This window comes from Rhizobium sp. Leaf306 (genome assembly GCF_001423425.1).
Taxonomy (GTDB): Bacteria; Pseudomonadota; Alphaproteobacteria; order Rhizobiales; family Rhizobiaceae; genus Neorhizobium; species Neorhizobium soli.
On the sequence record NZ_LMNX01000003.1, the window covers coordinates 292,253 to 308,597 of the forward strand.

Sequence of the window (16,345 nt, forward strand, 5' to 3'; positions counted from 1 at the left end):
GAAACCCGCCGGATCCAGACCGGTTTATGGCGCTCACTGCCAGGCTGCAACAGCAGGATCCCCGCCTCAGCGGCATTCAGGCGGGGATGATCATTGCCCTCGATCTCGATGTTGCCAAGGACAGCCGCAGCTTTTCGCGGCTGTTCGGCATCGAGCATTCGATCGTTCTGCGTGAACTGACGGAGATTCCGGGTGCCTGGCTTCAGGTCACCAGCAAGGATGAACGCACGCTCAGGACATTTTACCGCAGGCCTGACGACGGGGCGGCTGTTCCCGTCGAATAAAAAGCTTTGGTGGAGGCGGTTGCAACCTCCTTCCCACGCTGACCTTCGGTGCGGGCATGAGGACGTCATGTCTCACCATGGTCCCATTGCCTATAAGGTGCTGCAATCGAAGTCCGGGTGATCGAGCCCGGGCTTCTGTGCGTCGGTGACTGGTATCCACACGGCAAATTCCGTCGCCTCCATCTCTCGCATCGCTCAATGGCGGGACATTCCTGCCGTGCGCGTGGGTTCGTTCGTCTTGTATCCGCCGACGTTCGCCAACCTCGTTAATGATGCTTTCCCTAAGTGCTGTGCTAGCTGGCGAGTTGTCTCAACCTTGCGACGCTTGTTGTCGCCGCAATGGCACTTTCTGCGTCTTGCTTCGTTTCAGTTGCGATCTTGACTGAGGTTGTGTCCCTGAAAGTCGTGACAGTCAGATCTGTGCATTGCAGCAACGAGTGAAAGGGCTGTCGGCGCTGTCGATGGTGCTTTGCTCGTGACCGCGAGGATTGTGCGTTGCAACTAACTTCTTGCGGTTGCAGAGGTTTTTCCGCACGGGCCTGGAACTTATCTCATTTGTAAGAAAGTGATGACCCGCCTCTTGAAGCTTGCATCGCATCGACCAAATGATGGCCGTCACTGAGAAGTTTGAGTTTGTCATGCCCGCATTTATGGAAAAGACCTTCGGCCCCACGGAACTTGAAGTCCTCGATATCGTACTCGAGAATTGGCGAGCGAAGTATCATCTCGAGAGGAGCGATCCGGACGTCAGTATCGCGGCTGCGGTCATGATCAACCTGTTCCGGGAAGGCAATCACACGATTCCGGAACTGGAAACAGCGCTTGCCGGCCACAAAGCGCTCGCTGATCTCATTTCATGACGCTTGCCGCTTGCATCGGTCGGAGCCTGGCGTGATGATGGACGTAATGTTCCTCTGAGCCGGTAAATCGCCTGATGCCCTACCAGACCACGATCGAGCAGACGGTCTTTCGTTTCCGTGATCTGAAGGATCTCTTGGCCAAGGCGACGCCCGAGCGGTCTGGTGACCAGCTTGCGGGGGTGGCGGCAGAGGGTCCGGTAGAGCGGCTTGCGGCGCAGATCACACTCGCAGACCTGCCGCTTAAGGCATTCCTCGCCGAGGAGCTGATCGCGGCCGAGACCGACGAGGTCTCGCAACTGATCGCCGACCAGCACGACCTTTCGGCCTTCGCGCCGATCTCATCGCTGACGGTCGGCGAGTTCCGCGAATGGCTGTTGAAGCCCGAGACGGGGCAGCGTCAACTGGAGGCAATCACTTTCGGTCTGACGCCTGAAATGGTGGCAGCGGTCTCCAAGATCATGCGTGTTCAGGACCTGATCTCGGTTGCGGCCAAACGCGAGGTCGTGACACGCTTCCGCTCGACGATCGGTCTTTCGGGCCGGCTTTCGACCCGCAACCAGCCCAATCATCCAACGGATGACTCGCGCGGCATCGCAGCGTCCGCCGTCGACGGTTTACTGATGGGGTCGGGCGATGCGGTGATCGGCGTCAATCCCGCAACCGATAGCATCGAGGATTACGTCCGGATCGTCTCCCTGCTCGATGAGTTGCGCTCCCGTCTGTCGATCCCTACCCAGACCTGCTGCCTCGGCCATGTCACGACGGCCATCCGGGCAATCGAGCAACAGGCTCCTGTCGATCTGGTATTCCAGTCGATCGCCGGCTCGCAAAAGGCAAACGAAGGTTTCGGTGTCAATCTGGCGATCCTAAAGGAAGCCCATGACGCGGCGCGGGCTCTCAAACGCGGCCCTGTCGATGCGAACCTGATGTATTTCGAAACCGGACAGGGTGCGGCGCTTTCCGCCGATGCGCATTTCGGTGTGGATCAGCAGACGATGGAAGTGCGCGCCTATGCGGTTGCTCGGGCGTTCGATCCGCTTCTTGTCAACACGGTCGTCGGCTTTATCGGCCCCGAATATCTCTTCAACGGCAAGCAGATCATCCGCGCCGGGTTGGAGGACCACTTCTGCGGCAAGCTCATGGGTCTGCCGATGGGGGTCGACGTCTGCTACACAAACCATGCGGATGCTGACCAGGAAGACATGGATACGCTCCTGACGCTGCTCTGTGCCGCCAATGTGAACTTCGTCATCACCGTGCCAGGCGCTGACGATATCATGCTCAATTACCAGTCTCTGTCGCACCACGACGCCGTTTACTGCCGCGAGACTCTAAAACGCCCGCCTGCACCGGAATTCGAAGCATGGTTGAACGAGATGGGGCTCACCGATCCGGCAGGCTATTTGAAGGACGATCCGGTGCGGCTGACCCGGCACCTGTCCGAGCTTGCTCTTCTTGGAGCCTCGGCATGACGGATCGCGATCAGCCTGTCCCGGTGGAAGACACCGAAAAGCGCAGCCTCGATCTCAGGTCGATGACCGCGGCCCGGGTATCGCTCGGACGCTTCGGCGCCGGTCAGCCGACAAAGGTGCAACTCGCGTTCCTGATGGATCACGCACGGGCTCGCGAGGCGGTGTGGAGCGGGATGGATCGCCATGGCCTTTCGCAGCGTCTGAAGTCGATGGGCCTTGGCGCAATCGAGGTCGCAAGCCTTGCGGAAGATCGCGGAACATACGTCCGTCGCCCGGATCTTGGCCGGCAACTTTCCGGACCGTCTGTCGATTTGCTTCGTTCGGTGAGACCCGAAAGCGGCGACATTTTCGATGTGGTCATCGTTGTCGCCGATGGATTGTCGTCCAATGCGGTGGAAATCAACGCAACGCCGCTGATCGAAGCGCTTCAAACACGCTTGAAGGAATTGAATCTTTCCCTGGCGCCGATCGTTCTGGCTGAAAATGCGCGGGTTGCGCTGGCCGACCCGGTCGGCGAGGCACTGGGCGCCAAGCTATCGATCATTCTGATCGGGGAGCGACCGGGGCTTTCGGCAGCCGACAGTCTCGGCGCCTATGTCACCTACGAACCGAGGTCAGGCACGCCCGATTCCCGACGCAACTGCATATCGAACATCCGCGACGGCGGGATGTCGATTGCCAGCGCGGCCGATGCGATCACGGCTCTGGTCAAGGCGATGATGCAGACCGGTATCAGCGGCGTTGCCCTGCGCGACGCAGCAGCGCTCCTGGGTTAGGCCACATATCAAAAGGGCGGCACCTTAGAAAGGTACCGCCCTTTTGACGCTTGGGAGCGTATCTTATTCCGCCGGCTGCAGGACAGGCGCTACCGGATCGCCGGTCAGCTCACCGGCCATCGCCTTGTCCAGCATGTCCTTGTCCAGCTCGTTTTCCCAGCGTGCGACGACAATGGTCGCAACCGCGTTGCCGACGAGGTTGGTCAGGGCGCGGCACTCCGACATGAAGCGGTCGATGCCGAGGATGAGCGCCATGCCGGCGACTGGGACGGAGGGAACAACCGATAGCGTTGCAGCCAGCGTGATGAAGCCTGCACCGGTGATGCCGGCGGCACCCTTGGAACTCAGCATGGCAACGAGCAGAAGCAGGATCTGATCACCAAGTGACAGGTCGATTCCCGTCGCCTGGGCGATGAAGAGTGCTGCCAGCGTCATGTAAATGTTGGTGCCGTCGAGGTTGAACGAGTAACCGGTCGGGATGACCAGACCGACAACCGAGCGCTTGCAGCCCGCACGTTCCATCTTCTGCATCAGGCCGGGAAGCGCTGCTTCCGACGACGAGGTGCCGAGAACGAGCAGCAGTTCCTCTTTGATGTAGCGGATCAGCGAGAAGATCGAGAAGCCGTTATACTTCGCCACGGCGCCCAACACCACGATCACGAACAGAAGTGCGGTGATGTAGAATGTCAGGATCAGGTAGGCGAGGTTGGCGACCGAGCCGATGCCGTATTTGCCGATGGTAAATGCCATCGCGCCGAAGGCACCGATCGGAGCGGCCTTCATCAGGATCGCGACCAGACGGAAGATCGGGGCAGTGAGCGAGATCAGGAAGTCCGTGACCGGCTTGCCCTTTTCGCCGACCATGCCGAGCGAGATACCGAACAGGACCGAGAAGAACAGGACCTGAAGAATGTCACCCTGGGCAAACGCGCCAACGATGGTTTCCGGGATGATGTTCATCAGGAAGCCGGTGATCGTCGTCTCATGCGCCTTGGTTGCGTAGGTCGCCACAGCCTTGCCGTCCAGCGTGGACGGATCGATGTTCATTCCGGCACCCGGATGCAGCAGGTTGCCGACAATCAGGCCGACGATCAGTGCGAGCGTCGAGAAGGTCAGGAAGTAGAGCATCGCCTTGCCGGCGACCCGGCCAACCTTCTTCAGGTCGGACATGCCGGCGATGCCGGTTGCCACGGTGAGGAAGATCACGGGAGCGATGATCATCTTGACCAGCCGGATGAAGGCGTCGCCAAGCGGCTTCAGGCTGGCGCCGAATTCAGGCCAGAAGTGGCCGATCAGCATGCCCGCGATGATCGCGACGATAACCTGGAAATACAGGTGGCGATAGAATGGCAGTGCCGCCGGCTTGCCGGCAGCGGGTGTCGAGATATCCATAAAGTCCTCCAGTCGCCCCGCTCAAGGTTCCCACCCGGGGCATGTTCTTAGAATCGAACTTGAGGTGAGCAAGGGACGTGCCAGATCCGCACCTATCGACTAAGTTATTGAATTAACTTGACGGCGCTATCTTAACCCGGTGTCACGCAAAACGATTTGTGCGGAGTACCGCACTCGTCCTTGATGTTTGTGCGAAATTATGCTCATAGGGGCGATGTCCTACACAAACGATCCTCAGCCTGCTGAGCACCTGGTTCGGAAATTTCGGCTGGCCTGGATCGTGTTTGGCGTCGCTGCGATCAGCATCGTGGTCGCCGCAGGGTTTGCGGTCGAGCGCTACGGCCGTGCATCAGCGTTAACGCGACTGGAAGCGCAGGCTCGAACGGATGCGGACCTGAAGGTTGCTCTTCTGCAGGCCGTGCTCGAGCGACCGCGGGCGCTACCGTTGCTTCTGGCCGGTGACCGCGAGGTCCGCGACGCTTTGGTCAACTTGAGCGCCGATGCGGCTATTGCGAAGAGAGAGGCACTGGATGCCAAACTCGAAGACCTGGTCGTTAAGACCAATGCCAGCGTGATCTATGTCGTTGGCCCGGACGGGATTGCGATCTCGTCGAGCAATTGGCGGGAGCCAACAAGCTTTGTCGGCAACGACTATACCTTCCGTGCCTATTTCACGCGGGCGATGCAGAAGGGGGCGGCTGAACATTTCGCACTGGGCAGCGTCAGCAAACGGCCCGGTCTCTACATCTCGCAACGCGTCGGTCCGGCCGAAGCGCCGCTCGGCGTGGTCGTTGCAAAGATGGAGTTCGATCAGCTGGAAGCGGACTGGCGCAACTCGCAGCGCCCTTCGTTCGTTGTTGATTCCAGCAACGTCGTACTGATCACCAGCCTCCCATCCTGGCGGTTCATGACGACCCAGCCGCTGGATCCGGACGATCTCGGCGCCATTCGCCAAAGTCTGCAATTCGGTGATGCGCCGCTTCTTCCCCTGCCATTCATCCGTCAGCAGCCGGTCGGAGACAACGCGCGGACGCTGCAGGCTATTCTTCCGGGAGGCGCGGGAGCAGAAGACTTCCTGGAGATCACGACCCCGATCCCGTCCACCCCCTGGCGCTTCGAATATCTTCTGCCAATCTCCAAGGCGATGTCGGATGCGCTTCGCGAAACACGGCTGATGGCGATCCTGGCCGTAACGACACTATTCGCGCTGGCAGCCTTCCTGCTGCGACGTCGGCAGGTGACCGAGATGGCGATTGCCCAGCAGAGGCTTGCGCGGGAAGATCTCGAAAATCGGGTTGCGGCGCGCACGATCGACCTCAGTCTTGCGCGTGACAGGCTGGAGGCGGAGATCATGGATCACAAGCAGACCGAGAGCCGGCTGCAGTCCGTCCAGCAGGATCTGGTACATGCCAACAGGCTTGCCATCCTCGGCCAGGTTGCAGCCGGTGTCGCCCACGAGATCAACCAGCCTGTCGCAACGATCCGCGCCTATGCGGACAATTCCAAGGTACTGCTCGAACGGGGCAGGGCCGAGATTGCGGTCGAAAATCTGGATCACATCGCGTCTCTCACGGAACGGATCGGTGCGATTACGGATGATCTGAAGGCACTTGCGCGCAAAGGTCGACCGGCTCCGGAACCGGTCCTGCTGCAGGAAGTCTTCGACGGTGCGACAATGCTGGTTCGCAGCCGCTTCACGGGACGAATGGATACGCTGAAGATCATGCCGCCGCAAAGCGGGCTGGTCGTGATGGGGAGCCGGTTGCGGCTGGAACAGGTGTTTATCAATCTGTTCCAGAATGCGCTAGAGGCTGTTGAGGGCCGGCCGGATGCGTTGATCCAAGTGACGACGGATGTGTCTCCCGATCGGGTGCTGGTGCATGTCTGCGATAACGGTCCCGGCATCGCGCCGCAGATTCTCGAGGCCCTGTTCGAGCCCTTCAACTCGTCGAAGGAAAAAGGGCTGGGGCTCGGCCTCGTCATCTCCAAAGACATCGTCACCGATTACGGCGGGCGCATCGAGGTCGAGAGCCGCGATGGACGGACCTGCTTTACAATATCGCTCGTGAGAGCTGATGAGGAAAACGATCATGACAGAGCCTGACATGGGCGCGGTGCCGGTCATTCTGATAGACGACGACGCCGATCTCCTGCGCGCCACAGGCCAGACGCTGGAGCTTGCCGGTTTCGAGCCGATCGCGTTCACCTCGGCCACGGACGCCCTGTCTAAAATTTCCGCCGACTTCCCGGGCATCGTCGTCTCCGACATCCGCATGCCGGGGCTCGATGGTCTCGAACTTTACGACCGCCTCCGCAGTCTGGACGAAGAGCTGCCGGTCATTCTGATGACCGGCCACGGCGATATTCCAATGGCTGTGAAGGCCATCCAAACCGGCGTCTACGACTTCCTTGCCAAGCCGTTTGCGACGGACAGGCTTGTGCAATGCGTCCGGCGCGCTGCTGAAAAGCGACGTCTGACACTGGAAAACCGCCGGCTGCGCGCAGCGGCTCAAAGTTCCAGCCAGGAATCCCCGTTGATCGGCCAGACACCGGTCATGCAGCGGCTACGCAACATGCTTCGCCAGATCGCCGATACCGATATCGATGTCCTCGTCACCGGCGAGACCGGAAGCGGCAAGGAAATCGTTGCCGGTCTTCTGCATGGATGGAGCCGCCGTGCAGCCGGGAACTTCGTGGCGCTCAATTGCGGCGCCTTGCCGCAGCAGGTGATCGAAAGCGAGCTGTTCGGTCACGAACCGGGCGCCTTCACCGGCGCGCAGAAAAAGCGCATCGGTCGCATCGAGCACTCGAGCGGCGGCACGCTTTTTCTCGATGAGATCGAGAGCATGCCGATGTCTGCGCAGGTGCAGATGCTGCGCGTGCTGGAGATGCGCGAGGTGATGCCGCTCGGGACAAACGAAGTGCGTCCCGTGGATCTGCGGATCATCGCCGCGTCCAAGGTGGATCTGGGCGATCAGGCTCAGCGCGAGACGTTTCGGGAAGACCTCTATTTCCGGTTGAACGTCGTTACGATCGCCATTCCGCCCCTGCGGGAGCGGCGGGACGATATTCCCCTGTTGTTCAGCTATTTCGCAGATCGTGCCGCAACCCGCTTCGATCGGGAAGCGCCCTCGATCACGCCAACAATCGGCCAATACCTGCGCGACCATCACTGGCCCGGCAACGTCCGCGAGTTGTCCCATTTTGCCGAGCGTGTGGTTCTGGGGCTCGATCCGACAAGCTCTCCCGCTCGGCAATCAGCCGATCCGGAAACGGGTTCGCTGCCCCAGCGGCTGGAGCGATACGAAGCCGAGATCATTCGTGAAACGCTGACGGCGTGCGATGGCGATGTGCAGCAGACGATTGCGGCGCTCGGCATTCCCCGCAAGACCTTCTACGACAAGCTGCAGCGGCACGGCATCGTCAGAAGCGAATTCGCGGACAAGCGCCTTTCCTGAACTTGCTCTCGGCTCCGCGTTTGCGTGCGACGCCGATCAGCGGCGCGCGTATCGCGCATAGGCAAGGTCGGTTGCATCGATGTCGGGCGTTTTGCCGCTGACGAGATCGCTGATCACCCTCGCCGAGCCACAGCTCATCGTCCAGCCCAGCGTTCCGTGCCCGGTATTGAGGTAGAGACCACTGATCTTGGTTGCTCCGATCACCGGCGTGCCATCCGGAGTCATCGGGCGAAGACCCGACCAGAACGACGCCTTGGTGATATCGCCGCCGGGGAAAAGGTCGGTCACGGAATGTTCGAGCGTGCGCCTGCGCGGCGCACCGAGATCGTTCGTATAGCCGGAAATTTCGGCCATGCCGCCCACCCGGATGCGGTCGCCCAGCCGCGTGATGGCGATCTTGTAGGTCTCATCCATGATCGTTGATTCCGGCGCGCGGCTGGCATCCTTGATCGGGATGGTCAGGGAATAGCCCTTGACCGGATAGACCGGCAGATCGATGCCGTGCTCTTTCACGATCAGTGGCGAGTAGCTGCCGAGAGCAACCACCACCGCATCACTGCGTAGCGTTTCGCGGTCCGTCACGACACCCCTGACCTTGCCGCCTTCGACATCGAGCCGTTTGATGGTCGTACCATAGGCAAACCGGACGCCGAGCGCTTCGGCCTTGGCGGCGAGAAGATTAGTGAACTTGAAGCAGTCGCCGGTCTCGTCCTTGGGTGTCAGAAGTCCGCCGACGATCTTTTCGCGCACATGGGCGAGCGCCGGTTCTACCCGGATACAGCCTTCGGGATCGAGCACTTCATAGGGAATGCCATCGGCCGCGAGCGCCTTGACGTCCTTTGCGGAGGCGTCGAGCTGCTGCTGCGTGCGAAACAGCTGCAGCGTTCCCTGCATGCGCGCGTCGTAATCGATCCCGGTTTCATCCCGGACATCTGCAAGGCAGATCCGGCTGTAATCGGAAAGTCGCAGCATCCGGCTTTTGTTGATCGCGTAGCGCTCCGAGGTGCAGTTCGACAGCATCTTGAACATCCACGACAGCATGGCGCGATCAAGCTTCGGGCGCAGGATCAGCGGCGCGTGCTCCATGAAGATCCATTTGAGCGCCTTCCGGGGTATGCCCGGCGCTGCCCATGGAGAGCAGTAACCGAACGAGACTTCGCCGGCATTGGCGAAACTTGTTTCGAGCGCAGGGCCTGTCTGGCGATCGACAACGACGACCTCGTGGCCGGCCTTGGCCAGTTGATAGGCGGTAGTCGTGCCGATGACGCCGGCGCCGAGTACGATGACTTTCATGGTATTCCCCTAGACGTCTTGCAGCTGAACTTGGCGGTATAGTCTTTGGTAACGGTGCCCTAGGCCCGTGAGTATCTCATAGGATATCGTTCCGGCGGCCTCGGCAATCTCTTCCAGCGTCTGGTGTTCCCCGACCACCTCGACGAGACTGCCGAGTGTCAAAGTATCCTTTGGCAGCGCGCTGACATCGATGATGATGCTGTCCATGGAAACCCGCCCTACGATCGGCAGTCGTACGCCAGCGTGATACACCGCACCCGTGCCGCTGAGGGCACGGGGCAGGCCGTCCGCATATCCGGCTGCGATCGTTGCCAGATGCATCTCTCGGTCAGCAATATGCGATCCGCCATAGCCGATCCGGGTTCCGGTCGGCACGGTACGTGTCTGGACCACGGCGACATCGAGTCTGACGACCGGCTCCATCGGGTTTGGAGCTCCGACGGTCGGGTTGCCGCCGTAAAGCGCAATGCCGGGCCGCGCCAGCGTGTGGTGGAAATCGCCTCCTAGAAAGATGCCACCGGAATTGGCGAGGCAAATCCGAATTCCCGGAAACAGACCAGAAAGTCTTTCAAATTCCGCCAGCTGCTCGCCGTTCATAAGGTGTCCGCCTTCGTCGGCGCATGCGAGATGGCTCATGACGAACTGGAATTCCAAGCCGGCATGCTCGTTCATTTCCCGGGACAGGATGCTGCATTCTTCCGGCGACAAACCGAGACGGGACATGCCGCTGTCGACCTGCAAAACTGCGGGGAGCGATCGGCCAACCTGACGGGCGAGCTCAGACCAGCGGCGCAACTGAGGCAAAGAGTTCAGGACAGGGATGATGCCGTCGGCAGCGCAGCGCTCTTCGTTTCCGGGCTGCAGTCCGTTCAAGACATAGAGACGTGCATCGGCAGGGAGAGTATCCTTGAGCCTGATGGCCTCGACGAACTGGGCCACGAAAAAGTCCCGGCATCCGGCATCGCCGAGCGTTCTTGATACGACCGTTGCACCAAGTCCATAGGCATCAGCCTTCACGACCGCTGCGCAGCGTGCCGGTCGAAGCATGGAGACGAGCGTTTCGTAGTTGCGCCGGAGGGCACCCAGATCGATTGTCAGGTATCCCGATGCACCCTCGGCAACGAACTGTACTTCGGCGTCACCAAACGAGGACGAAATATCCATGCTGCTGCCCTCCCTGTGAGAGCAGATTATTTGAATATTCGGTGAGTTTGGTGCTATTTGATGACAGGATGTGCGACGAATACCGATATTCTGGTGAATTCTGTCGTGTTTTGAAAGAATATGCATGGAAGCGATAGATGCGATCGACCGCAACCTTCTCCGGCTCCTTCGTCTGAACGGGCGGATCAGCAATGCGGCACTGGCCGCGGAAGTCGGGTTGTCTGCCTCCGCGTGTCTGAGGCGCGTCAAGCTCCTGGAAGAAGCCGGCGTCATCCGCGGGTATACGGCGCTGATCGACAATGGCCAGATCGAGAGCGCCATCGCCGTGATTATCAACATCACGCTGGAGCGGCAGACCGAGGATTACCTCAACCGGTTCGAAGCTGCTGTGAGGAAACATCCGGAAATTCAGGAATGCTTCCTGATGACCGGCGGCTCGGATTATATCTTGAGGGTTGAAGTTGCGAGCGCCGGCGCGTTCGAGCGTATCCACAAGGAAATCCTGTCGGCGCTTCCCGGGGTTTTGCGGATCCATTCCAGCTTTTCCATCCGAAACGTGCTTGCCTCACGTTCGAAAAACCGTCGTTAGAAGATCACTCCCGACAGTTCACCTTCGCGAATTAATGCCGGTTTCGAGGTTGCATATTCCCGTTGCAAGCTCGATAAAATTGCAATAACGTGATCATCAGTCACAAGCATTTTACGCATAGCATCCAAAAATTCTGACCTTTGAATTTGGCGTCCTCTTAACTCAGCGGGCGAACGATGATGCATGACGATCAGCAGTACACTCACGAAGACAATTCCAGACAGATCTTCCAGGAGCTGAAATTCCGCTCTTTGACGGTAAAAAACCGCCTTTTCCGATCGAATGTCTCGGGGCAGTTCGACGATTACAACGGTCACGGCGGCTCTGCGCGTCTGAATTGGGAGGAGAAATTCGCTCGCGGCGGGGTCGGCTGTATCATCTCGTCTTTCACGCCGGTTTCCGTGCGTGGGCGAATCCTCGTGCGCTACGCGATGATCGATGATGATGACAAGATCCCGTTCTGGAGGGCGATCGGCGACCGGGTGCACGCCCACGACTGTCGGTTCTTGATGCAGCTCAGTCATTCGGGCCGCCAGCAGGACATGGGCGGTGCTGAAAACCTCTACAAAAGGGGACTGAGCTCAACGAACAAAAGCGATTACTTTCACGGCCTGCTCGCCGAAGCGATGAGCAGGGAGGATATTCGCACTGTCGTCGAGCAGTTTGCCCAGGGCGCGCGCCGGGCCAAAGAGGCCGGTCTCGACGGTGTCGAGCTGCATGGCGCCAACGGCTATCTCATCACGCAGTTTCTCAGCAGCGGCATCAATGACCGCACCGACGAATATGGCGGCGACTGGGAAGGGCGGGCGCGGTTCGTGCTGGAGATCGTTCGCGCCATTCGCCGCGAGGTCGGTCAGGACTTTCACCTGCAGATGAAGATCAACGGGGTCGATCACAACGACTGGCTCTATCCCTGGATCAGGAAGGGCAATACGCTCGACGAGACGGTTAAGATCTGTACCCTCCTGCTGGATGGCGGCAAGGGTGTCGATGCCTTCCATATTTCCAGCGGGTCGACCTTTCCGCACCCCCGCAACCCGCCGGGTGATCTGCCCCTGAACGACCTGCGACGCTGGTATGACGGCATGCTTTCGCAAGGCACAAGGGCGCGTTTCAACTATTCGATCTTTTCGAATCCGGTCCTGGGACCTGCATTTGTGGCCTGGTGGCGTTTCCGGCGGGGGAAAGTCATCGAAGGCATCAACCTCGATTATGCCCGCGCTGTCACGGAAGCGGTCAGGGGCATCGATCAAAGCGTCAAGGTTCTCTGTACGGGCGGTTTTCAGCATGCCGATGTGATCGGCGAGGCGATCCGCAGCGGCGCCTGCGATGCCGTCAGCATGGCAAGACCGTTGATTGCCAACAATGATTTGCCAAAGATCCTCAAGACCCAGAATGGCCCGGACAAAGGCCGCGAGTGCACCTATTGCAACAAGTGTCTTCTCAATGATCTGGAGAACCCTCTCGGCTGCTACGAGGTAAAACGGTATCCCGGGTCAACGTTTGAGGCCCGGCATCAGAACATGATCGACGAGGTGATGTCGGTGTTTACGCCGCCGGCCTTTCCGGGAAGCGTTGTGGCGACACCACCTCAGGCGGTGGAGGCGGAGCCATGAGTGATCTCAACGATCCGCTGACCCCGGTCGAGATCGTCCTCGGGCGCAAGCGGAAAATCGTCGTGGTGATCGCAGTGCTTGTGCTCGCAGCGATCGTCTACTGGCTCGTTTTCGTCAACCAGTATGTCGTCGCGTTCCGAAACCAGGAAGATCATTTTCTCTACGGCTCGATTGGCAGCGAGGCATCGACCGGGCCACCCTATTGGGTCTTCAAGGCGCTGCCGGTGATGTATGCCGACAAGCTTGGGCCGGCCGGATGGGGTCATTTCGGCATGCTTTACGAGGAGCCGGGCGACGACCTGCCGATCGGCGTCTCCAGGCGTATCGTGTCCGGAGTCGATCGCGTCTGGCTGAACTGCTCGGTTTGTCATGTCGGAACCTACACGCTTCCGAACCAGACGGAGCGGCATCTGGTCTACGGTGCACCTTCAAACAATTTGCGGCTTCAGGAATTCATTCTCTTCTTCATCGACCTCGGGTCGGATCCCGGGTTTACCGCCGACCGGCTGATCGCCGCGATCAACAGTCCAGAAGTCGGCGGTCATCTCAATGCGTTCGAGCGGGTGGTGTATCGCTATGTCATCTTTCCGCGCCTCCAGGCGGCATTCGCAGATCTCGGCAAACGGCTGACATTTGTTGCGCGGCAGGAGAAATGGGGGCCCGGGCGGGTCGATACATTCAACCCCTACAAAAGCCTGCAGTTCAACTTTCCGATGGACGCTGCATCGATCAGTGATGCAGCGATGAACGGAAGCTCCGATTATCCGTCGATCTGGCAGCAACGGCCGCGGGAGGGAATGAACCTTCACTGGGACGGCAATAACAATTCGGTTGCCGAGCGCAACCTGAGCGCAGCACTCGGCGCAGGTGTGACACCGGTAACGGTGGATCGATCGTCGATCCGCCGCATCGAACAATGGATGTGGGATCTTCCCGCGCCACAGTTTCCGGCAAAGGTAGATGTCGACGCTGCCGAGCGCGGCAGGGAGGTGTTCTCGGATACCTGCGCCGGTTGCCATGGCATGAAGACAGGCGGAACCTATTCCTACAATACCGATCATTTCAAGCGGCTCGGCCAGACGGTCGCACTGGCCGATATCGCGACGGATCGCGGCCGCTGGGCCTCCTACACACCGGATTTTGCGGCCGCACAGAACCAGCTCTATGCGGGCTATCCGTGGCGTTTCAAGCGGTTCCACAAGACCAACGGCTATGCGAACCATCCCCTCGACGGGATCTGGGCCCGCTCGCCCTATCTGCACAATGGGTCCGTACCGACGCTGCGGGATCTGCTCGAACCCTCGTCGCAGCGGCCGGCCCGGTGGTATCGCGGCAGCGAGGTGCTCGACCTGGCACGGGTCGGATATCGATCCGACGATGCGGCACCGGGAGATCAGCTGTTTCTCTATGACACCTCAAAAACCGGCAATTCCAACCGCGGACACGAGGGCAAAGCTTATGGCACGGAGCTTTCCGGAGCCGATAAGGATGCCCTCGTCGAATACATGAAGACGCTATGATCAGGACCCGCTCGCTCAGCACCTGGAAGGCCCGTCACGCTATCGTCGTATGGATCGGCGTGATCCTGAACCTGTGTTTCGTGCTGCCTCTGATCTTCTGCCCGGAATGGCTGCTTTCCCTGTTCGGCATCGTCGTCAACCAGGTGATCTGGGCGCAGTTCGCGGGCCTCCTGCTTGGTATTCTCTCCGTCTTCTATATTCCCGCGTCGATCGATATCGACCGCTACCGGATCTTTGCCTGGCTGCAGGTCTTTCCATCGCGCACAGCCGGCGTCGTGTTCTTCCTCCTTGCCGTGACGGTGTTCGACCAGCCGATCGGCTATATCACCGGTGTCCTTCTCGATGGTTCGGTGGCGATCCCGACGCTGATCTGCCTCCTCAACATCAGTCGCCTGGAACAGGAACTCGCCGACGGGGGCCGCTCATGAGCGCGCGCAAAACCCGGCTGTTCTGGAAAGCGCTTCTGGCGCTGCTGGTCGTCGTCGTGGCGGGTGCGCTTTCCGTTTATCTTCTTCTTTTCCGCCCGGTTGCCGCCCCTCGTACGGAGGATCTCGCCCGGCTTTTCAATCACGGCTCGATCGGCAATGAAGAGGTTCAGGGCCTGCCCTACTGGATCTGGCGCGTGCTGCCGCAGCTCTTTCCGGAGCATGTGCCGAACGGCAAGGATGGCTACGGTGCCTTCGGCATGTACTGGCGTGCCGGAGACAAGGTGCCAATCGGCTTTTCGGTGACGACACTGGGTGTCATCGATCGCGTCTCGCCCAACTGTGCCTTCTGCCACCAGGGCAGCTACCGGCTTAAACCCGATGAGCCTCGCGTGCTGGTCTCGGCCGGTGCCGGAACGCGCGTTGATCCGCAGGCCTATATCCGCTTCCTGATCAAGGTCGGTGCCGATGCCCGCTTCACCGCGGACCGGGTGATGCGGGAAATCACCACGATCTACGACATGCCGCTTTATGAGAGGTTGCTCTACCGTTTCGTTCTGATCCCGGCAACGCGCAAGGCATTTCAGGATCAGGCGCGGCGGTTCGCTTGGCAGGACACTCGACCCGACTGGGGCCCGGGCCGCATCGATCCTTTCAACCCCGTCAAATTCCAGAACCTCGAGCTCCCGGACGACGGCACGATCGGCAATTCCGACATGATGCCGCTGTGGAACATGAGCGAGCTTGCCCCGACGAACATTCGCAACTTCTCGCTTCATTGGGACGGGTTGCAAACGGATGTGCGCGAAACCGCGGTATCGGGCGCCATCGGCGATGGCATGAGTTCCAAAACCTTTCTGCGGACCCAGGAAAACCTCGACCGGATGATCGCCTTCACCTCGGTGCAGCGGCCGCCGCCTTCGCCGTTCAAGAGTAGTCGTGAGACGGACGATCCCCTTCGGGTTGACGCCTCCGCCGTCGATGCGGGGCAGGGGGTCTACCAGGCGCAGTGTGCCGTCTGCCATGACACGAACGGTGCGCGCTACCGATCTCCGATCCCGATTGTCGAACTCGGAACGGATCGGCATCGCATCGACATGTGGAGCCCCGCGGCGAAGTCCCGATATGCCGATTACGAGACTGGCTACCGGTGGGGGTTCACGCATTTTCAGAAGGCGGAAGGCTACGTGGCCGTCGATATGGCGGGCCTGTGGTTGCGTGGGCCTTATCTGCATAATGGCAGCGTTCCGACGCTTGCCGATCTCCTCAAATCTCCGGAACAGAGGCCGAAGCAGTTTTATCGCGGCTCCGATCTCGTCGACACGGTGAACGGGGGTTTCGTCAGCGCCGAGCAACCGGAAACGGGCGGGTTTCTCTATGACACGAGCCTGCCGGGCAACGGCAATGGCGGCCATCTCTGGGGCACGGACCTGCCGCAGGCCGAAAAGGACAATTTGCTCGCCTATCTGAAGACACTTTGAAACCGGGGAGGGGGA

At 59.9% G+C, this 16,345-nt stretch carries 14 protein-coding genes; 11 read left to right on the top strand and 3 right to left on the bottom strand.

Annotated elements, in window-relative coordinates:
• The first annotated feature begins 26 nt into the window (after positions 1–26).
• The 4 genes from ASG19_RS14820 to eutC all read left to right on the top strand — a co-directional run bounded on the left by ASG19_RS14820 (position 27) and on the right by eutC (position 3,392).
• Positions 27–284 carry a hypothetical protein gene (locus tag ASG19_RS14820; protein WP_062458814.1) on the top strand — a complete coding sequence of 86 codons (258 nt, stop codon included), beginning with the start codon at positions 27–29 and terminating at the stop codon, positions 282–284.
• Positions 285–892: 608 nt separating this feature from the next.
• Complete coding sequence (locus ASG19_RS14825; protein ID WP_244476184.1) at positions 893–1,144, top strand: hypothetical protein; 252 nt, start codon at positions 893–895, stop codon at positions 1,142–1,144.
• A gap of 74 nt (positions 1,145–1,218) precedes the next feature.
• Positions 1,219–2,616 (top strand): ethanolamine ammonia-lyase subunit EutB, encoded by a 1,398-nt coding sequence (locus ASG19_RS14830; protein ID WP_062458817.1) that lies wholly within the window; start codon positions 1,219–1,221, stop codon positions 2,614–2,616.
• Complete coding sequence (gene eutC / locus ASG19_RS14835; RefSeq protein WP_062458820.1) at positions 2,613–3,392, top strand: ethanolamine ammonia-lyase subunit EutC; 780 nt, start codon at positions 2,613–2,615, stop codon at positions 3,390–3,392. The genes ASG19_RS14830 and eutC overlap by 4 nt, the downstream gene beginning before the upstream one ends.
• 63 nt (positions 3,393–3,455) lie before the next feature.
• On the opposite strand, the gene ASG19_RS14840 is transcribed toward eutC, so the two are convergent.
• Complete coding sequence (locus tag ASG19_RS14840) at positions 3,456–4,784, bottom strand: dicarboxylate/amino acid:cation symporter (protein WP_062458822.1); 1,329 nt, start codon at positions 4,782–4,784, stop codon at positions 3,456–3,458.
• A 214-nt stretch (positions 4,785–4,998) separates the two neighbouring features.
• Between ASG19_RS14840 and ASG19_RS14845 the strand changes: the two genes are divergently transcribed.
• The gene (locus ASG19_RS14845; protein WP_062458826.1) at positions 4,999–6,888 is read left to right on the top strand and encodes an ATP-binding protein; all 1,890 of its coding nucleotides are present in this window, start codon (positions 4,999–5,001) and stop codon (positions 6,886–6,888) included.
• Positions 6,875–8,242 (top strand): sigma-54 dependent transcriptional regulator, encoded by a 1,368-nt coding sequence (locus ASG19_RS14850; RefSeq protein WP_062458830.1) that lies wholly within the window; start codon positions 6,875–6,877, stop codon positions 8,240–8,242. The genes ASG19_RS14845 and ASG19_RS14850 overlap by 14 nt, the downstream gene beginning before the upstream one ends.
• 36 nt (positions 8,243–8,278) lie before the next feature.
• Here ASG19_RS14850 and ASG19_RS14855 read toward each other — a convergent pair whose 3' ends face one another.
• Together ASG19_RS14855 and alr are read right to left on the bottom strand one after the other, a co-directional pair.
• Positions 8,279–9,535: a D-amino acid dehydrogenase gene (locus ASG19_RS14855; RefSeq protein ID WP_062458833.1), complete on the bottom strand. Its 1,257-nt coding sequence runs from the start codon at positions 9,533–9,535 to the stop codon at positions 8,279–8,281.
• Positions 9,536–9,544: 9 nt separating this feature from the next.
• Positions 9,545–10,699, bottom strand: coding sequence for an alanine racemase (alr, locus tag ASG19_RS14860; RefSeq protein ID WP_062458835.1), 1,155 nt, complete (start codon positions 10,697–10,699; stop codon positions 9,545–9,547).
• 124 nt (positions 10,700–10,823) lie between these two features.
• On the opposite strand from alr, the gene ASG19_RS14865 reads away from it, so the two are divergent.
• From ASG19_RS14865 to ASG19_RS14885, 5 genes are all read left to right on the top strand, one after another.
• A complete protein-coding gene (locus ASG19_RS14865) occupies positions 10,824–11,288 on the top strand; it encodes an Lrp/AsnC family transcriptional regulator (RefSeq protein WP_062458837.1) in 465 nt (154 codons plus the stop codon).
• A gap of 179 nt (positions 11,289–11,467) precedes the next feature.
• Positions 11,468–12,904 (top strand): NADH:flavin oxidoreductase, encoded by a 1,437-nt coding sequence (locus ASG19_RS14870; protein ID WP_062460392.1) that lies wholly within the window; start codon positions 11,468–11,470, stop codon positions 12,902–12,904.
• Positions 12,901–14,424, top strand: a complete 1,524-nt coding sequence (locus ASG19_RS14875; protein ID WP_062458839.1) for a c-type cytochrome — start codon at positions 12,901–12,903, stop codon at positions 14,422–14,424. The genes ASG19_RS14870 and ASG19_RS14875 overlap by 4 nt, the downstream gene beginning before the upstream one ends.
• Positions 14,421–14,852, top strand: coding sequence for a hypothetical protein (locus ASG19_RS14880; RefSeq protein WP_062458841.1), 432 nt, complete (start codon positions 14,421–14,423; stop codon positions 14,850–14,852). Before ASG19_RS14875 ends, ASG19_RS14880 begins: the two co-directional genes overlap by 4 nt.
• A complete protein-coding gene (locus tag ASG19_RS14885; RefSeq protein WP_062458844.1) occupies positions 14,849–16,330 on the top strand; it encodes a cytochrome c in 1,482 nt (493 codons plus the stop codon). Before ASG19_RS14880 ends, ASG19_RS14885 begins: the two co-directional genes overlap by 4 nt.
• The last annotated feature ends 15 nt before the right edge of the window (positions 16,331–16,345 follow it).

Bases quoted from the DNA above. Each gene is read 5' to 3' on its own strand.
- ASG19_RS14850 (WP_062458830.1), top strand. From the start codon at position 6,875: ATGACAGAGCCTGACATGGGCGCGGTGCCGGTCATTCTGATAGACGAC.
- ASG19_RS14870 (WP_062460392.1), top strand. From the start codon at position 11,468: ATGCATGACGATCAGCAGTACACTCACGAAGACAATTCCAGACAGATC.
- ASG19_RS14865 (WP_062458837.1), top strand. From the start codon at position 10,824: ATGGAAGCGATAGATGCGATCGACCGCAACCTTCTCCGGCTCCTTCGT.
- ASG19_RS14885 (WP_062458844.1), top strand. From the start codon at position 14,849: ATGAGCGCGCGCAAAACCCGGCTGTTCTGGAAAGCGCTTCTGGCGCTG.
- alr (WP_062458835.1), bottom strand. From the start codon at position 10,699: ATGGATATTTCGTCCTCGTTTGGTGACGCCGAAGTACAGTTCGTTGCC.
- ASG19_RS14880 (WP_062458841.1), top strand. From the start codon at position 14,421: ATGATCAGGACCCGCTCGCTCAGCACCTGGAAGGCCCGTCACGCTATC.
- ASG19_RS14840 (WP_062458822.1), bottom strand. From the start codon at position 4,784: ATGGATATCTCGACACCCGCTGCCGGCAAGCCGGCGGCACTGCCATTC.
- ASG19_RS14825 (WP_244476184.1), top strand. From the start codon at position 893: ATGGCCGTCACTGAGAAGTTTGAGTTTGTCATGCCCGCATTTATGGAA.
- ASG19_RS14830 (WP_062458817.1), top strand. From the start codon at position 1,219: ATGCCCTACCAGACCACGATCGAGCAGACGGTCTTTCGTTTCCGTGAT.
- eutC (WP_062458820.1), top strand. From the start codon at position 2,613: ATGACGGATCGCGATCAGCCTGTCCCGGTGGAAGACACCGAAAAGCGC.
- ASG19_RS14845 (WP_062458826.1), top strand. From the start codon at position 4,999: ATGTCCTACACAAACGATCCTCAGCCTGCTGAGCACCTGGTTCGGAAA.
- ASG19_RS14875 (WP_062458839.1), top strand. From the start codon at position 12,901: ATGAGTGATCTCAACGATCCGCTGACCCCGGTCGAGATCGTCCTCGGG.
- ASG19_RS14855 (WP_062458833.1), bottom strand. From the start codon at position 9,535: ATGAAAGTCATCGTACTCGGCGCCGGCGTCATCGGCACGACTACCGCC.
- ASG19_RS14820 (WP_062458814.1), top strand. From the start codon at position 27: ATGGCGCTCACTGCCAGGCTGCAACAGCAGGATCCCCGCCTCAGCGGC.